This is a genomic window from Paenibacillus sp. (assembly GCF_048976745.1).
GTDB lineage: Bacteria > Bacillota > Bacilli > Paenibacillales > Paenibacillaceae > Paenibacillus.
Window position 1 is genome coordinate 200,001 of the sequence record NZ_JBHGUU010000006.1, and the last position, 17,344, is coordinate 217,344.

16 protein-coding genes are annotated in these 17,344 nt (G+C 48.4%); 15 read left to right on the top strand and 1 reads right to left on the bottom strand.

Features of this window, described 5'->3' with window-relative positions:
- Nucleotide 1: 1 nt before the first annotated feature.
- From ACE3K2_RS07710 to ACE3K2_RS07750, 9 genes are all read left to right on the top strand, one after another.
- Nucleotides 2–832, top strand: coding sequence for a hypothetical protein (locus tag ACE3K2_RS07710; protein WP_421888666.1), 831 nt, complete (start codon nt 2–4; stop codon nt 830–832).
- Between the two features lie 6 nt (nt 833–838).
- A complete protein-coding gene (locus tag ACE3K2_RS07715) occupies nt 839–1,387 on the top strand; it encodes a WXG100 family type VII secretion target (RefSeq protein ID WP_421888668.1) in 549 nt (182 codons plus the stop codon).
- Between the two features lie 185 nt (nt 1,388–1,572).
- Entirely contained in the window at nt 1,573–1,848 is a 276-nt protein-coding gene (locus tag ACE3K2_RS07720) for a WXG100 family type VII secretion target (RefSeq protein WP_017689071.1), read from the top strand.
- 159 nt (nt 1,849–2,007) lie between these two features.
- Nucleotides 2,008–4,080 (top strand): hypothetical protein, encoded by a 2,073-nt coding sequence (locus ACE3K2_RS07725; RefSeq protein WP_421888670.1) that lies wholly within the window; start codon nt 2,008–2,010, stop codon nt 4,078–4,080.
- Nucleotides 4,081–4,115: 35 nt separating this feature from the next.
- Nucleotides 4,116–4,868 carry a vWA domain-containing protein gene (locus tag ACE3K2_RS07730; protein WP_076330724.1) on the top strand — a complete coding sequence of 251 codons (753 nt, stop codon included), beginning with the start codon at nt 4,116–4,118 and terminating at the stop codon, nt 4,866–4,868.
- A gap of 10 nt (nt 4,869–4,878) precedes the next feature.
- Complete coding sequence (locus ACE3K2_RS07735) at nt 4,879–5,721, top strand: protein phosphatase 2C domain-containing protein (protein WP_421891058.1); 843 nt, start codon at nt 4,879–4,881, stop codon at nt 5,719–5,721.
- A gap of 185 nt (nt 5,722–5,906) precedes the next feature.
- Nucleotides 5,907–6,713, top strand: a complete 807-nt coding sequence (locus ACE3K2_RS07740) for an SDR family oxidoreductase (protein ID WP_421888672.1) — start codon at nt 5,907–5,909, stop codon at nt 6,711–6,713.
- A gap of 144 nt (nt 6,714–6,857) precedes the next feature.
- Nucleotides 6,858–9,377, top strand: a complete 2,520-nt coding sequence (hrpB, locus tag ACE3K2_RS07745) for an ATP-dependent helicase HrpB (RefSeq protein WP_421888674.1) — start codon at nt 6,858–6,860, stop codon at nt 9,375–9,377.
- A gap of 522 nt (nt 9,378–9,899) precedes the next feature.
- Nucleotides 9,900–10,502, top strand: coding sequence for a general stress protein (locus ACE3K2_RS07750; RefSeq protein WP_421888676.1), 603 nt, complete (start codon nt 9,900–9,902; stop codon nt 10,500–10,502).
- Between the two features lie 169 nt (nt 10,503–10,671).
- On the opposite strand, the gene ACE3K2_RS07755 is transcribed toward ACE3K2_RS07750, so the two are convergent.
- Nucleotides 10,672–11,073, bottom strand: a complete 402-nt coding sequence (locus ACE3K2_RS07755; protein ID WP_421888678.1) for a YidH family protein — start codon at nt 11,071–11,073, stop codon at nt 10,672–10,674.
- Nucleotides 11,074–11,137: 64 nt separating this feature from the next.
- On the opposite strand from ACE3K2_RS07755, the gene ACE3K2_RS07760 reads away from it, so the two are divergent.
- From ACE3K2_RS07760 to ACE3K2_RS07785, 6 genes are all read left to right on the top strand, one after another.
- A complete protein-coding gene (locus ACE3K2_RS07760; RefSeq protein ID WP_421888680.1) occupies nt 11,138–12,286 on the top strand; it encodes an acyltransferase in 1,149 nt (382 codons plus the stop codon).
- 345 nt (nt 12,287–12,631) lie between these two features.
- Nucleotides 12,632–13,006, top strand: a complete 375-nt coding sequence (locus tag ACE3K2_RS07765) for a helix-turn-helix transcriptional regulator (RefSeq protein WP_421888682.1) — start codon at nt 12,632–12,634, stop codon at nt 13,004–13,006.
- A 2-nt stretch (nt 13,007–13,008) separates the two neighbouring features.
- Nucleotides 13,009–14,016 carry a Gfo/Idh/MocA family protein gene (locus ACE3K2_RS07770; RefSeq protein ID WP_421888684.1) on the top strand — a complete coding sequence of 336 codons (1,008 nt, stop codon included), beginning with the start codon at nt 13,009–13,011 and terminating at the stop codon, nt 14,014–14,016.
- 269 nt (nt 14,017–14,285) lie between these two features.
- Nucleotides 14,286–14,726: a ribonuclease gene (locus tag ACE3K2_RS07775; protein ID WP_421888686.1), complete on the top strand. Its 441-nt coding sequence runs from the start codon at nt 14,286–14,288 to the stop codon at nt 14,724–14,726.
- Between the two features lie 416 nt (nt 14,727–15,142).
- Nucleotides 15,143–16,432 (top strand): MFS transporter, encoded by a 1,290-nt coding sequence (locus tag ACE3K2_RS07780; protein WP_421888688.1) that lies wholly within the window; start codon nt 15,143–15,145, stop codon nt 16,430–16,432.
- 134 nt (nt 16,433–16,566) lie between these two features.
- Nucleotides 16,567–17,259 carry an ArsR/SmtB family transcription factor gene (locus ACE3K2_RS07785; protein ID WP_421888690.1) on the top strand — a complete coding sequence of 231 codons (693 nt, stop codon included), beginning with the start codon at nt 16,567–16,569 and terminating at the stop codon, nt 17,257–17,259.
- The last annotated feature ends 85 nt before the right edge of the window (nt 17,260–17,344 follow it).

Below are 17,344 nucleotides of genomic sequence, written 5' to 3' on the forward strand. Positions count from 1 at the left end.
AATGTTGACGGTTCATGATTCTAAGCAAAAGGTAGTCACGTTGCAAACAAAAGAACTTTTTTTCCTGGCCGGTATTCTCGGTTCAGACCGACTGCTTGGTGTGGAAGATCCGTTTCGCGGCTATATGGCGGAGGATATCGCGATGGAGTGGGAGCATGTTAAAACCTCCCTGCTTGACAAAGGATATCTGATTCGGGATCAGGATACCGATGAGCTGATCATGACACCGACCGTTTTCTCCAGGGTAGCCATTGCCGGATTGTCCGATAGAGCTTGTTGGATTCGCTACACGATCAACGGCAAGTCGCATGAGAGCTATATACATTGCACGGATGAGCGGGTCGTTGAAGTTTCCCGTGTTGACGACGTACCGGACTCGTTCCGGCTCAGCGACCTGGGGAGTGTTCGTGAAGCGATTGATGTTCTGATAGAGCGGATGAAATGGAGCGGCCATTCTCCAGCGGAGAAACCGGCCCTAATGTGCTCCAAGAAAAAATTTTATGATGTCATGAATGAGCTTGAAAACAGCGGGGTACAGACCGTAGCAGAGGAACTCGAACAGGAGACAAGTGATCCTGAGGGCTCACTTGCACTGGCACGCTGTCTGGTGGGTAAGGAGTCAGACGGGGAGCTCAGGTTGCTCGTATGGAATGAAGATGGGTGGAAGTCGCAGTCAGCAGCCTTTGCTGCAAGTGCGGTATCCAACTGGTTGTTCCGGATGAGCACTGCGGCTTCAGATGATTGGCTTGTTGCAGCACTGACGACTAGAGAACAGTTTCACGAGATGCTGCTGGACTGGCTTAAACAGCCTGCAGGGGAAGAGGAAAGGTGATGGTAAATGCGCATTCGTGTGGAACCGGATGTGCTTCGGGCACTGAGCAAGCAGATTCAGTATGCAGCGGAGCAAATACAGCAAAAGATGACAGTGTTGGATCAGGCGATTCATTCGCTGGAGTGGGAGGTTGAATCCCGCGCAGCGGTGATGAATGAATGGAATCACAGTAAACGACTGGGCGAGGATGCGCTTCGTCGATTAATGGACTTAAGCGTACAGCTGGGACGCAAAGCATTGTTATTCCAGCAGGCAGACATGGAGTATCGTTCCGTGCTGAGTCATGTGAACACAGCCTATGGTAATGCGGTCAATATGCTGAATGTTCTTCAGAACAATCGTACAGGAGAAATCATGCCTGCACATTCTGCAACTGTAGCTGTAGTATCCGATCCCCTTTCCGCAATGGCGGCCGTATATCGTGCACAGGATGCCGCTCCGCCTGACGGCTCCCCGGCTACACTGGTCCAGGCCATGCAACCTGAGCCTGTAGCATGGAGATTCACAGATCCTTCCTTTCGGGGAAGAAGAGGGACAGAGCCTGTGGTTTCCTGAACAGGAGAATAAAAGTAACAGCAGAAAGTGAATCTTTTTTTGTAAATAGGCTGTTAGGAGAAGTTTCAAGTGCTGAAAATGGGGTAAATAGGATTAGGTCCTTCGGCTTTTGTCCGATCGATCCTGGTATAGTACAATTTGAACAAGTCAAAATTTAATTGCACAAACCAAGGAGGAATTTACCAATGGCAGGACGTATTTTAGTTACCCCAGAGCAGCTTGATCAGGTTTCCAATCAATTTAAACAAAGCGGTGAGCAAAGTCAGCAAATCGTATCTACCTTGACTCAATCCATCACAAGCATGGAAGGACAATGGGAAGGTATGACCAAGCAACGCTTCTTCCAGGAGTTCCAAGAAGCTAGCAAACAAATGCAATCCTTCGTTCAAACGCTGAACAGCATCAGCGCTGAACTTACAGCTATTGCTAACAAATTCCGTACAGCTGACCAAGCTCGTTAATCTGCTTTACATAGATCAGGCCGATTTGAAATCTGAATTCGCCCTGAGATTATAGGCGGGTAGCAAGCTGAAGATGTACAACTACAGCAAAAACCGGGCGTTGTCACAACACCCGGTTTTTGCTGCAACTATGACACTAGGACAGAGAGAGGGATAAGCATGTCTTTTCAACCAAATCCCGGGGATGAAGTGGTGATTAACGACATTGCCTATACGATTGGGCAACATCCGGCTGCGCCGGGCCTGGCTTATGCCCAAGCCGGAAGGCAGGGGATTGTTTATCAGTTGTTACCCCGAAATGGTTCCATTCATGGGGCCAAAGCACTAAAAGTATTTTTTCCAAAATTCCGTATTCCAGCTATGGTATATCAGTCTGAGCATATGGAGTCTTATAGTGAACTGCCAGGTTTGCAGGTATGCAAGCGTGATGTGCTCACTCCGGAAAGAAACGGAGCGCTCATTGGAAAACATCCCGATCTGTTATATGCGGTGTTGATGCCATGGGTGCAAGGTCAGACCTGGTTCGATGTGATCAGTGATCAGAGACAGTTGACGGCTGAGGAGAGCCTGAAGCTGGCCAGAGCGCTTGCTGGAACGGGTTCGGCTATGGAACAACGTGGACTGGCTCATTGCGATATGTCCGCTCCCAATGTAATGATTCCGTTTTTTTCCGAAGTGGAGAACCTGGGGAAGGCGTCTGCGGTAGAACTTGTGGATGTCGAGCAGATGTACGGTTCCAAGATGGATCGTCCTGATGCCCTGCTTGCCGGGTCGCCCGGTTATGCAGCCCATCGAACAGTGCACAGCGGTTTGTGGAGTTCATATGCTGACCGATTTGCCGGAGCTGTTATCATTGCTGAAATGTTAAGCTGGTCGGACCCCGTGATTGTAGAGAGAGCGTGGGGCGAAAGTTATTTTGACCAGCATGAAATGCAAACGGTGAGTGAACGGTATTATGCGATGCGGGAGTCCCTAGAGAAACGTTGGGGTTCCAAACTGTCCGATCTGTTCATTCGAGCTTGGGAAAGTCACGATCTGAGCAGCTGTCCGACGTTTGGCGAGTGGTATGTTGCATTGGCTGCGGTAAATGTGGATCAGGCCAATGCTGCTGCTGCGACATCGGAAGAAGAAGCTGCCAATGCGTCCGAAGCTGACGAGAATCTGAAAAAGAGCTCAGAACCAGTAAGTGAACCGGTGAATACGAAAGACGGGGACATTCCTCAAACGCCACAATCTCCCGATCAGGAAGCGGTTGTGAACCGTCTGTTCCTGCAAGCAAGATCCTTGGAGGATGAAGATAAACCGGCTGCGGCATTGGAAGTGTATCGTTCGCTTTATCATTTCATACCTCATAACAGCGCGATGCAGATGGAAGTCGAGGCTGCAATTAAGGAACTGGATGCCAAGCTTAATCCAAAAGAAGACACAGACAAGCCAGTACCTGTGCCATTCTACAGATCCAAAAAGTTCATGATTTCCTCCGCTGTGCTTATTGTATTGCTGGCAGGTGGTGTGCCAACCGTCAAAATACTTGCCGATCAGGCAGAAGTGAAGCAGAAAGAACAGCAGGAAGCAACACGATTGGCAGAGGTCAAGGCTGCGGAAGAGGCTGAAGCTGCAAAGGCAGCTGCGCTCAAACAGCAGGAAGAGCAAGAGAAGCAAAAGGCCGCAGAAGCTGCGAAACTGGAAGCAGAGGAAAAGAAAAAGCTTGCGGAAGCCAAACAGAAGGAAGCGGAAGCAAAGAAAAAAGAAGAAGAACGTAAGGCATTACAGGCCAAATACGACAAACAGGCGAAATATGAGGCCTATCTGGTGAAGCAGGAACAGCAGAAAAAAGAAGCTGCCAAGAGAGCGCAGCAGGAGAAGTACGATAAACAGGCAAAATATGAAGCTTATCTGGTCTGGAAAAAAGAGAATGATGCCAAGCTTGCAAGACAGGAAGCGGAGCGTAAAGCGGCAGCGGAAATAAAAAGGCAGCAGGAGATTGCTCAGAAAGCCGCGCTCAAGAAAAAACGTGCCCAGAATGTGGTCACATTGATTGCTCATTACAATAAAACGTATAATGCACAAAAAGGCAGAAAAATTGAAAATGCGGAAGCGTATGCCCGTGATTTCAAAAATCTATATAATACCGATGCTGCTTATTTCAAAGGGGTCGGCAAAGTGGCTGCTCGAATGAGTGCCATTAACAAATTCCTGAGCAACACTAATTATACGTTGCCCAACTTATAAAATAACACGTGAATGACGGAGGTGACTCACCCTAGATGAACTACACGATTCAAGCATCACAGCGTACACCTGCACTTATTATATATTTAATTGATATTAGCGCCTCCATGAATATGGTTCTGGAAAATCGTCGACGGATTGACGTCGTCTATGATGCCTTATCTCTCGCGATCCGCCAAATGGTATTTCGCTCTACAAAGGGTAATCGTCTGACACCTCGCTATCGCATAGCCATATTGGCATACAGCGATGATGTATATGACTTGTTAAACGGTATCAAAGGAATTGACGAGATCGCTGCAGTTGGTTCTCTGCCTGACTTGACACCGAAACGGTTTTCGGATTCTGCGAAGGCTTTCTTGCAGGCGGAAAAGATTCTGCAGGCCGAAATTCCGAATATGCAGGATTGTCCTGCTCCACTTGTGTGCCATATGACCGATGGGGTAGCCACAGGTGAAGATCCCGAGCCCATTGCGAAAAGAATCATGGGCATGAGTGTACCTGATGGCAATGTGCTGGTGGAGAATATTTTTATATCGGATCATCTGCTGGAAGGACCAATTGCTGAACCTAGAAGGTGGAAGGGAATCTCTTCGGAAACCAATCTACAGGATGAGCATGGTGAGAAGCTGCGGAATATGTCATCCGTCCTGCCCGAAAGTTATCGGGAAATGCTTGTTGAAGCTGATTATTTGCTTGCACCCGGTGCACTCATGATGCTGCCAGGTACCTGCGCAGAATTGGTATCGATTGGGTTCCAGATGTCCGCTGCTACGCCTGTGAGATAGGAGGGGAATGATGAGAGGGATGCGTTTGGCAACATTGTCTGCTGGAGATAAGGGGGGCCATGCCGAGCAACGGCATGGCAACTTTCGCTATGTGAGTGTACAGACGGGAGAACAGCCACTAACCCGCTATCAGGGCACGTTTAAGTGCAGATATGGTTATGGCAGAGCGGCTGAGACGGTACATCAGGGAGATACCGGACAAGACTTTGCTGCGGTACGTATGAAAGGAAATGTCTGCAATTTTGTATTGTGTGATGGGGTAGGCATGAGTTATCTGGGAGATTTTGCAGCGCGTTTTCTGGGGAATGCCTTGCTGGATTGGCTGGAAACCACGCAATACCCGACGGAAGAGGGCGTTGAGCGACTTCTTCATGATCTGACTCTTCCCGCATCCGAGCAGCTGGAGAAACTGCAGCCGCTGGACAGTTCCCCTCTTTTACTTCGGGAAGTACTGATGGAGAAGCGAAGTCGGGGCAGTCAAGCCATGTACGTATGTGGGCGGATTGAGCGTACAGGAGGCGGCCGTAAAAGTCGGGTTTGGCTTGCGTGGCAAGGGGATTCCCGTATTCGCCTCTGGCGTAATGGTCAGGAACAGTCTGCATTATTTCAGAATCACTGCAAGACAAATGAGCGCTGGTCTACACTTGAAGGACCTGTTGGTGGTAAGCCGCACATCTACGAGACAAAAGGGTCCGTAAACGATTCCCTGCGCCTTCAGTTATATACAGATGGACTCAATGATCTGGATGCTATCCAAGCTTATGTCCCTGATGAACACATTCAGGTACTGCTGGACGCTACACATACCGGCGGTCTGGAAGATGATGCCGCTTTCATTGAGTTGGAATGGTGAGTGCAGGATATCAAGTTGTGGTTCGATCCTTAAGCTGCTGTGACATTGGTGTAGTCCAAACGTGAAAAAACTTGCTGGTGTTGATTTAAAAGACACTCTTTTTGGGTAATCTTGTGAAGAATTGGCTAATGAAAGCTTGAACGTACATTCTTACATAATTGCTAATCAAAGGAGTGGAATGGATAATGACACAACAAAACGGCAGGTCACGGTTTCAAGGTAAGGTTGCGATTATTACCGGAGCAGGCTCCGGTATTGGAAAGGCCACTGCGGTCAAGCTGGCAAAAGAGGGTGCACATGTTGCATTGTTTGATTTGGTGAATGATCGAATCTCGGAAACGGAAGCAGAGATTAATGCGCTGCATCCCGGTGCGGCAAGAGCATTTGATGTAGACATTTCCGACCCGGCACGTGTGGAAAAGGCTGTGCTGGAAACCGTAGAGTTATTCGGCGGTTTGGATATTGTTTTTGCCAATGCGGGCATTAACGGTGTGTCGGCACCCATTGAGGAGATTCAGGTTGAAGATTGGCAGCAGATTATTACAACCAACCTGAATGGTACATTTTTCACCATTAAATATGCATTGCCTCACGTGAAAAAACGGGGTGGCGGCAGTATTATTATTACGAGTTCCATCAACGGGAATCAGCGCTTCTCAAGCTTTGGCATGTCGGCGTACAGCACGTCCAAGGCAGGGCAGGTTGCTTTTGCCAAGATGGCTGCACTGGAGCTTGCGAAGTTCAAGATACGTGTGAATGTGATCTGCCCAGGAGCGATTGCAACGAATATCGATCAAAGTACGGTCAAAACGGATGACCTGCAACAGATCATTATTCCGATGGAGTTCCCGGAAGGACAGCAACCGCTTGCAGACGGGCCGGGTCAGCCGGAACATGTTGCCGATCTGGTAAGCTTCCTCGCATCGTCCGAATCCAGACATATTACCGGAGCAGAGATTGTCATTGATGGTGCCGAGTCATTGCTCAGTTAAGAATGAGCATGTTGAACAATTTTCATTTTGGTAAATAACTGTGTCTGCGATAGTCGTTCCTCTGGAACGGCTTTTTTTGTTATAATGCTAACATTCGATTAAAGAACTGAAGAGCATTAGGGTACATTCATTAGGAGCGATCATATGCAGATAGAGTTACCAATACAAGAGATTATTCCTGAGTTAAAACAGTTATTTCGGGATCAAGATACAGGTGTGTTAATTGCAGAGCCGGGGGCGGGGAAAACCACGGTTGTACCACTGGCTTTGTTGGACGAGCCATGGGTTGCGGGACGGAAAATCATCATGCTGGAACCCCGAAGGCTGGCTGCGCGTTCGGCTGCGTCGAGACTAGCGGCTACGCTTGGGGAAAAAGCGGGGCAGACCGTAGGATATCGTGTACGCATGGATACCCGGGTGAGTCAGGAGACGCGCATTGAAGTGGTGACGGAAGGGGTATTGACCCGGATGTTGCAACAGGATCAGGGTCTTGAGGATACGGCGATGATTATATTCGATGAATTCCATGAGCGTCACCTACACGGTGACTTGGGTTTGGCTCTGGCATTGGAATCCCGAGCGATGTTACGTCCAGATCTGAAATTGCTGGTCATGTCGGCTACCCTTGATCCTGTTCCTGTCTGTGCATTGCTTGGTGAAGGTACAAGATCAATTCATTGTCCAGGTCGCACATTTCCGGTGGAAACACGATATGTGCCGAGACCAGCAGCCATGCCATTGGAACCATTCACGGCTCAGACGGTGATCCGGGCATTAACCGAACAGGAGGGGGATGTGCTTGTTTTCCTTCCAGGCGCAAGAGAGATACACCGCACAGAGCGGGAATTATTAAGCGGTTCTCTTCCTTCACATGTGAAAGTTCATTCTCTCTATGGCAGTATGCCGGTGGAACAACAGGATGAGGCCATACGTCCGGCGGCTGAGGGTACGCGCAAAGTGGTGCTGTCCACCTCCATTGCGGAATCCAGCCTTACACTTGCTGGCGTTAAGATAGTGGTGGATGCAGGGCTGAGTCGTGCATCGGCATTCTCGCCGCGAACGGGCATGAGTCGGCTTGTCACCCTGCCGGTATCCAAGGCGTCAGCCGACCAACGGCGGGGGCGTGCGGGGCGAATTGCCCCGGGGGTGTGTTACCGGCTATGGAGCGAAGAGATCCATGGGGGACTGCCTGAGGCAGCTCGCCCGGAGATCACCTCCGCGGATCTTGCGCCGCTGGCGCTTGAGCTTGCCGTCTGGGGTGTCCAGTCCCCAGCAGAGCTGCAATGGCTGGACACCCCGCCTGACGCCGCCTACGGCCAGGCACAGGCGCTGCTGCGCCAGCTGGGCGGCCTGGATGACGCAGGCCGCATCACGCCCTTCGGGCGGCGGATGAACACGCTCGGCGTGCATCCGCGACTGGCCAGCATGTTGCTCCGCGCGGCGGAGCTTGGGCTGACCAGTTACGCCAGCATGCTGGCGGCACTGCTGCAGGAGCCTGCCGGCCTCCGCAGCAGTGGCAGTGCAGGCGCGGGCACGGACCTCCGCCCGCGCGTAGAGGCGCTGCTGACCGCGGACAGCAGCGGCATGCCGCAAGCGGCAGCGGCTGCCCTAGACGGCGCGGCCGTGCGGCGCATGCTCCAGGAGAGCCGCCAGCTGCGCTCGGCGCTCGGCCCGGCGGCCGATCCGGTACGGCCGGATGAAGACAGCTGCGGATTGCTGCTGTCCTTCGCCTATCCGGACCGGATCGGGCAACGCCGGGAGGACGGCCGCTATCTGCTGAGCAGCGGCCGCGGTGTGCGGCTTGCAGCGACAGAATCGCTGAGCCGTTCAGCGTATCTGGTCGCAGCCGAGGCCGACGACCAGGGCGCAGATGCGCGCATCCTGCTGGCTGCGCCGTTGCAGGAGCAGACATTGTTGCAGGCAGGTCAGCATCTGCTGCACACTGAAGTGCAAGTGGCCTGGGATTCCAATACCCGCAGCGTACGCGCACATAAGAGACTTCGTATTGGAGCCATTGTGATGAAAGAGAGCAGTATTGCACAGCCACCTGAAGATCAGGTGCTGGAAGCATTGTTAACCGGAATACGAACGGAAGGGCTGGATTGTTTGCCTTGGACCAAAACATCCAGACAACTTGCGGACAGGCTGCGGTTTCTGCATCTCCATCTACCCGAGTGGCCAGACCTGATCGAAGATGATCTGACCGAAGAGTTGGCAGAACATCTGACACCTTATCTGACAGGCATGCGTTCGGCGGCCGACCTGAAGAGATTGTCGATGCAAGACGTATTGCTTGGTGGCCTGAGCTGGGCGCAACGACAACAACTGGACGATGAAGCTCCGACGCATATACAGGTGCCCAGTGGTTCACGTATTCCTGTGGACTACAGTCGTCCAGAGGCCCCTGCTCTGGCGGTAAGATTACAGGAGATGTTTGGACAACAGGAGACACCGCGTATAGCTGGTGGGCGAGTCCCGTTGACCATCCATTTGTTATCGCCGGCTCAGCGACCTGTACAAGTCACACGAGACTTGGCTAATTTCTGGCGAGAGACATACTTTGACGTCAAAAAAGATCTGAAAGGTCGGTATCCGAAGCACTATTGGCCGGATAATCCACTTGAAGCAGTCGCCACCAATCGAGCCAAACCACGGGGGAAATAGATAAATTATTTTTGTTTTTTCAGATATCAACGACATGTGTCTGGAGCAGAAGGTGAAGCGGGAGGGCTAACGAACCTGTGACGTCTTATTCAGCGATTTGAAGCACCTACAGCAATCTAAGGAATCTGAGACACGTTATATTCGAATAATTAGCGTTTACTACGGGTTTGTCAGGTGATTTTGGTAAATAACGTGTCTCATGTTTCTTACCCAATAAACGGAGGACGCAATTGCAAAATAAGACGATCTCAGTTCCTTAGAAAATCGTCTGGATCATTCACCAGGATCAGCCAGCCTGTACTTCAAGATGTTCTGGACGCCGACGTCCTCCCACGTAAGAGTATGCCTGACAACGTATCACATGCCTGAGTTGGAGCGCGCACCCTGATGAGGAATGAAAAGGAGAGAGCCTCAGCCGTTCATTGCTATTAACACATATTATATTGACTTGCAAACGTTTGAAAGAAACGAAGGCGGGTAATAACATAACGAACCACTCAATAAGATGAGGAGGGATTCATTATGCAAAAGAAAATCGTAGGTGTGTTTAATACAGAACGTGAAGCATCACAGGCTATCGAGGGTTTGAAGGCACAAGGATTCACTTCAGACGAGATCTCCGTTGTTACCCAGGATCGGGATGAATTGAAGGCGATTCGGGAAGAGACAGGTACCAAAGCCCCTGAGGGTGTGGCTGCAGGTGCAGCAACAGGTGGTGTACTTGGTGGCGTAGCGGGTCTGCTTGCAGGGATCGGTGCACTTGCTATACCCGGCATAGGTCCCATTCTGGCCGCAGGTCCGATTGCAGCAGCATTTACCGGTGCAGCTGTGGGTGCAGGAGCTGGCGGATTGGTGGGTGGACTTGTGGGTCTTGGGATTCCGGAAGAGGATGCTAAACAGTATGAGGAGTATGTACAGAATGGCAAAATTCTGCTGCTTGTAGACTCCACCGATCGGGATACCGATGTGTACGATGTGTTTAGCAGCAACAGCCAACTTAATCGGGACAGAGCGCAAGTTCATGGTACAGATGTACCTGCTGAACGGCCGGATCTGGATATGGAAGAACGCAGACTGGAAGCTCAAACCAAAGCAGCGCGATTGGGTAACAATACATTCCTGTAATCTTACCGCATTCGGTTGATACGAAATAGAACCAAATGATATTATATCTGCCAAACGGAATGACATAAATGATCCACAAGCTGGTCATTAGCCGGTTTCCTTAAGGGAAGCCGGCTTTTGTCCCTGTGTTGCATGGAGTTCAATAATGGCGACTGGTGTTTTCACCCAGTCAAGCAGGGAATAACAATACATATAACAGTACAGCCAAAGCGAGTCCAATCACCAGTAACATCAAAGTGAGAAATCGAATTAATCCTGTCGATGCCAGAAACGTCTGCTCATTGATTTGTGTACGCTTCCGATGATAGGCTGCTGCCGAATACACAATGATGGATATACCACCAATCAGAGATGTGATCCCGGTAATCATCGCCGCAATATGTGCGAGACGATCATACGCCGACGAATTGAAGCCAAGTCCGGCAGCAAGAAAGCCGATACCCGCCATGGCAATACCTGTGCGAACCCAGGCCAGAAAAGTTCGTTCGTTAGCCAGATGTTGCTGAACATATTTGGAGTCGATAGTGGCGATGTCCTTGTCAGCTAAAGAAATATGAATCACCCCGTTCATCAGATATACGACTTCATTTTCATTATATCTTTTATCGTAAAACCAAGAAAGGATGGCTGAATGTATGCCTCGCAAAGAACGAATTACAGAAATAGAGAGCTTAAGGGGAATCGCCTTTGGAGCGGTGGTTCTTCAGCATTCCATCGCACATTACTCTTTTGTCCCGGAAACGAAACTGGAGGATGGCGTGTTACTGGCGATACTGTTGATGCTCTCCAAATTTGCAGTTCCTTTATTCATATTCATAACAGGGTTGGTACTGTTTTATAACACGGGAGACAAGCTGCATTATGGCCCGTTCATGAGAAAAAGAGTAAACGACGTCATTGTGCCTTATCTGATCTGGTCACTCATTTATTTTACACTTGCACCGCGTGGCTGGACCGGATTCGGATGGAATGATATCCCGGACCTAGGCCTGAAGTTGATGACGGGCAAAACAACTTCACACTTTTGGTACATCATTATGTTGATCCAGTTTTATCTGTTATTTCCGCTCTTTTTGCGTGCAATTCGTTTTGTATATCACCGATATCAGGCCAAGGGGCGTATGATCGCATTATTAATTTCTGGTGTGGTGTATCTTGTGCTTGCAGATCAATTAAGAAACATCGCCAAATTCATGGAACGGCTGAATATCCCGGTGCTGACAGATGCTTTTACAACGTATGCAGACCGTAATTTCCTCTATTTCTTTTTTTATTTTGTACTTGGTGCAGCAGCGGGGTTATCCATCCAGCATTGGAATGAATGGATTCATCGATTGCGCTGGATATACTGGACAGTGTTTATTGTTCTGGGTCTTAGGTTTACTTACTTATTAATGCAGGAGTTTCAGAAGCCGGAGGGAATCAAAATTACGTTTTATACGGTCAGCCTGATCCGCCCTGATATGGCACTCTTTCTGATCGCTTCCATTATGGTCATGTACCAGTTGTCCGGGAAACTGCATAATCTCAGGGCTACACGATTGCTCGGATGGATTGGCGGTGTATCGTATGGCGGTTATCTGATGCATATGTTGATGCTGCGATACAGCTATATTCCGGATGAGTTGTTCTATGTTGCTATGGGCTGGAACCCTGTTGTTCGCATGATCATTACCTGGTTGCTCGCTCTTACATTATCCTGTGTGCTGACATGGCTCATCTCGCGTATAAGTTGGGGTAAATGGATTGTGGGAGCCGTGCCGAAATCTGTCCATACCAAATGAATCCATCAACATATGAAAAATTCATAACAGAATCACAACTGTACAGGGTCAATTTTGGTATAGGAATTCAGGATTGGCTACACAGGATTCAGGTGGTAGGATACAGGATTCAGAAGTTCCTGAAATAAAACAAACTTTTCAATACTATTTAAAATTTCAATACATGAAAAATTCACAAAAGAAGACTTTTTTCCGTGCTTCCTCAGACTATTCCGTATCCACACGGTTTCATGCTCACCCTCTTTGAAGTTGGATAAAGGGGAGGTAAAGCGGAGAAAGATGGCAGAACCCGAACATAAGTTTTATAATACTAGATAAATAGGTTCTGACAGGAGGGGAATGAACGTGGCTTTTATGATTGCACAGCGGGCATTTATCAAGCTGTATCTGATTACGATGGTTGAACAGCACAGGGGGTATGGTTACGAGATGCTGGAGGCGATGAAGCAGGAATTCAAAGACTACGGTTATGTTCCACCCCAGAGCGAGATATATCGGGCACTGCATGAATTGGTACAGCAGGGGGTATTTTATCGCACGAAGAAGCTGAAAGGTAATGATCCTAAGGTCGATTTTCAGGAAATCGTTCTATATCATTTCACGGATGATGGTGCGGAGAAAGCGGAGTTATACAAGAAACAGGTCAAAACGGATCTGGATCGTTGTCTCGGCATGTTACACAAGGCAGAAGAGGACAATTACGGTACGAAAGGAAGATGAGCATGAACAGACAGTTACAGTGGGGTGTACTCGGTACGTCAACCATTGCCAAAAATGCAGTCATTCCAGCAATCCAACAGTCCGAACGTGGTGAAGTTTTGGCGATTGCCAGCCGTAGCAAGGAAAAGGCGGATGCCCTAGCCGGAGAACTCGACATTGCCAGATCGTATGGCAGTTATGAAGAGCTCATCGCTGATCCGGACATCGAAGCCGTCTATATTCCTTTGCCTAACCATATGCACAAAGAATGGACCATCAAAGCGGCACAGGCTGGCAAACACGTGTTGTGTGAGAAACCAGCTGCCCTGAATGCAGATGAATCAGCAGAAATGATTGAGGTGTGTGAGCAGCATGGTGTTCTTTTTGCAGAAGCGATTATGTATCGATATCACCCCAAGCACAGACGTGTGCAAGAGATTATAGCCAGTGGGGAGATTGGTATCGTCAGAGCCATCCATGGTAACTTTACGTGTAATACCGCTGATGACAAGGAAAATGTAAGGTTCAAAAGAGAGATGGGCGGCGGATCTTTATTCGATCTTGGCGTGTATCCGATCTCGGCAGCCCGGATGTATCTGGGACAGGAACCGGAAGCGGTGACCGTACACGCTTTATTCTCGGACGAGCATGATGGCGTGGATATGATGGCCTCGGGACTGGTCGAATTTCCGAATTCGGTAGCCTTAACTTTTGATTGTGGCATGTGGGCTTCAGGACGAGCGGAGATGGAGATTCTCGGGACGGAAGGGCGGATTGAACTGCCAAAAGTGTTTGGCTGGGAGAACAGTGATATTCCACCTCAGATTATTGTGCACACCGATTCGGTTAGCCGTGAGGAGCGTGTGTCGGTGTCGAATTCCTATGTGCTTCAGGTGGAGACATTTGCAACGGCTGTGCTTGATGGAGCAGCCCTACCTTTCAGTCCGGAAAATACCATTCAAAACATGCGCGTGATTGATGCGTGCCTGGAATCCGCCCGAACGCGTCAACGTGTGCAGATGGACCATTAGATTAGGCCAAGTGAGATTAAACATACTAGAAAATGCAGACTCCATCTTCCAGGATGAGAGTCTTTTTTTCTGTCTTATAATGTTATAATTATAATATTTTACAATTTAAACGTCTGAATTTGATATTTATACCAAATTGATGTGATATAAATAGTCATGAGATGACTTGTTTACTATAATCTAGCAGAACGAACAACCAGAAAATTACAGCTTGCAGGTTGCATATCGTGACAACGTTCATCTACTTTGAAGGATCGGGAGGCCGGATTATGAAAAAGCTGATATCCACCGCATTACTGGCATTGTTGTTAACGTTTGTTTTCCTCACAGGTTCACAGTTCACTCCAGTCGGACAGCAGAAGGCGTCTGCTGCAACATGTACCATCATCAATACGTTTACGGGTGTAGCTAACTATTTGAGTGCAAACGGAACGTTGCCATGTAACTTTATTACCAAATCACAAGCCACAGGACTCGGGTGGGTAGCGTCACAAGGAAACTTGGCGGTAGTGGCTCCCGGAAAAAGCATTGGCGGAGACATATTTGGCAATCGGGAAGGGCTACTACCAGCGGCCAGCGGACGTACATGGCGTGAAGCAGATATTAACTACACCTCCGGTTTCCGTAATTCGGATCGAATTGTGTATTCCAATGATGGACTCATCTACAAAACGACAGATCACTATGCATCATTTACACGCATGAAATAGAGGAAGCAGCAGCCATGAACACCGTGATTCTGAATGGGGATGGACCAACTACCGAATTAGCGAAGAACGACTGGGGGATGAAGCAGGCCGGGTACGAGATTTGATGTTGGAAGTACAGGTTGAACAGGCTGGATTTCAATTACGTGTTGAGAAATAGGCAGCAGATAAAGGCAGTTCAAATATAATCCGTCGAGCCAAACAGACCACATGTGGTCTGTTTTTTTGTGTTATAGGAGGTTGTCTAAAAATTGTTCAAAAAGTCCTTGTGTTGGTTACGAAGCATCTGAAAGAAGAACGAGATTGTACTTTACCTAAAAGACGTTAAAATTATTTTCACGGAGGTATTGATTTCTGCAAAATGTACGTTAAAATAAAATTAACATGAAAAATATTTTAACGTTAGGGAGTGGAAGTTCATGAATGATAGCACAGCCGTAGGCAAGCAAGGTATAGGGGAATTAATACGAATCAGGCCTTATATGCAGTTTATGCTTAGTAAAGTTGTATCCCGATTTGGTGACTCCATTGATTCGATTGCATACAGTTGGATGGTGTACATTCTGACCGGTTCAAAAGTGCTGATGGGTACATTGCTGGCGGTGAATTTTTTGCCCAGTATCTTTCTGGGTCTGTTCGCCGGGGCTTTGGTAGATCGCATGTCTCTCAAAAAAGTGATTGTGATCACCAATACCGGCCGGGGGTTGTTCGTGGGTATTACAGCGCTGCTGTTTGGACTGGGGCAACTCGAAGTCTGGCATCTGTTTGTCATCACGATTCTGAATTCTTTGCTGGAATGCTTCACTACTCCTGCGGAAGTGTCCAGTGTTCCCCGATTGCTTCCCCAATCGATGCTGCTTTCGGGTAATGCCATGTCTTCTTCCGCAACCCGAGTGGCCGAACTCGCAGGACTTGCAGTAGCTGGTACCCTTATTGCTTTAATAGGCATTGCCTGGACGATCCTGATTGATGCGGGGTTGTTTGCGCTTAGTGCTTTAATAATGAGCCGAGTTGGCTACCCTGAAGGTTCAACATCTGCTAACAAAGAAGATAAGACATCATCTGATGTGAATTCTGTTCCATCCGAAAAACGTAGTATATTCTCCGAAATGGCGGAAGCTTTTTATTTTCTTCGTAAACATGCCTTATTATTAATTGTCTCCATCTTGTTTGCCTTCGTTAATTTCTGCCTGATGCCGTTCAATGTGCTCCGTACACCCTATGTGATTGAAACGTTGCATGCTGGCGCTGGGGGATTAAGTCTGCTCAGTGGACTGATGGTAGGAGGCATGGTGCTTGGTGGGGTGTGGATGACGCAGAGGGGTGCCAATTATCGTAAAAGTGTTCTGGTCATCAGCGGTGTTGTTATGTTAGGTCTCAGTTATGCCATGACGGCACTCCCGGCTTATATGACCTCCTTCCAACTGCCTGTTGCAGCAGTCTTTTGTCTTCTGATGGGATTGGGTATTCCACTGGCTACGACCCCGCTGGCGACGTATCTGATGGAGGTTACCCCTTCCGAAATGCTGGGCAGAGTGTATGCTCTACAGAGTATGCTCGTCGTGAGTGTCGCCCCCCTTGGAAGCCTGGCTTCGGGAGTACTTGCAGATTGGATGAGCATGCCTGTTCTGTTTATCGTCTTCGGTATTATGCTTGCCATGTCCGCAGGTATGCTGTTATTTAGCAAAAGTTTTCGAAGTGCTCTGTGAAGTATATTCAGAAGCAATCATTAGCTGATTTTCTGTATCCATTCATTTCCGGCTCGTTTTGACCGAAGCCCAGACGGAGCGGTATAATAGAGACATTGATGGACAACAGGTACCCCGGAAATGAGGATACAGGAATGGAGCACAAGGTTCTTTCAACCATTGAAGAAATTAAAATCTACTCCGATCCGTATCGGATACAGATTATGAATATGTTTAACAGGCAGGGCAGACCATCCACTGTCAAAGAAATCGCCGACCAGATGGGTGAGGTGCCAGCCAAAGTTCATTATCATGTAAAAAAGCTGGAGAAAATTGGTCTGCTGACGATCGTTTCCACGCGTGAGATTAATGGCATTATCGCAAAATACTACGAACCATTCTCCGGAGAAATCCATCTTCGTCATGAAGATGAAGACAATGAAAATTCACCCCTGAAACAGGTGTTTCGGTCTGAAACACTCAAATTATTAAATGAGATGTTCGAACAGAGTCGTCAGCGGTTCATGCATCAGGCTGAAAACGAAGATCGGATGTTTCTCTCGGACATGACGCTGTATGCAACTCGTGAGGAAGTAGAGCAGTTATATAAAGACATCATAAAACTCTGTGAACCCTATACAACGAAAGAGAATCAACAAGGGGAACAAGAGGTCTTTCAATTATTTTCTGCCCTCTCTAAACCTATAATGCAGACACCTGCTTCCAAGACAGATACGAAAGAGAAAAAGAAAGCCACTTCGGGTAAGTCTAAATCAACTCCGAAAGCATCCCGATCTGTTTCGAAGCGGCAGGAATCTGCATCATCTGATAATGAGTCGGAAGAATAAGCGGACGGAAAGTGTTCAGTGATTTGGTTGAAAGTAAGTAACGGCAACACGTGGGTGACTACATTGGAGAAAACTAGAAAAAGCC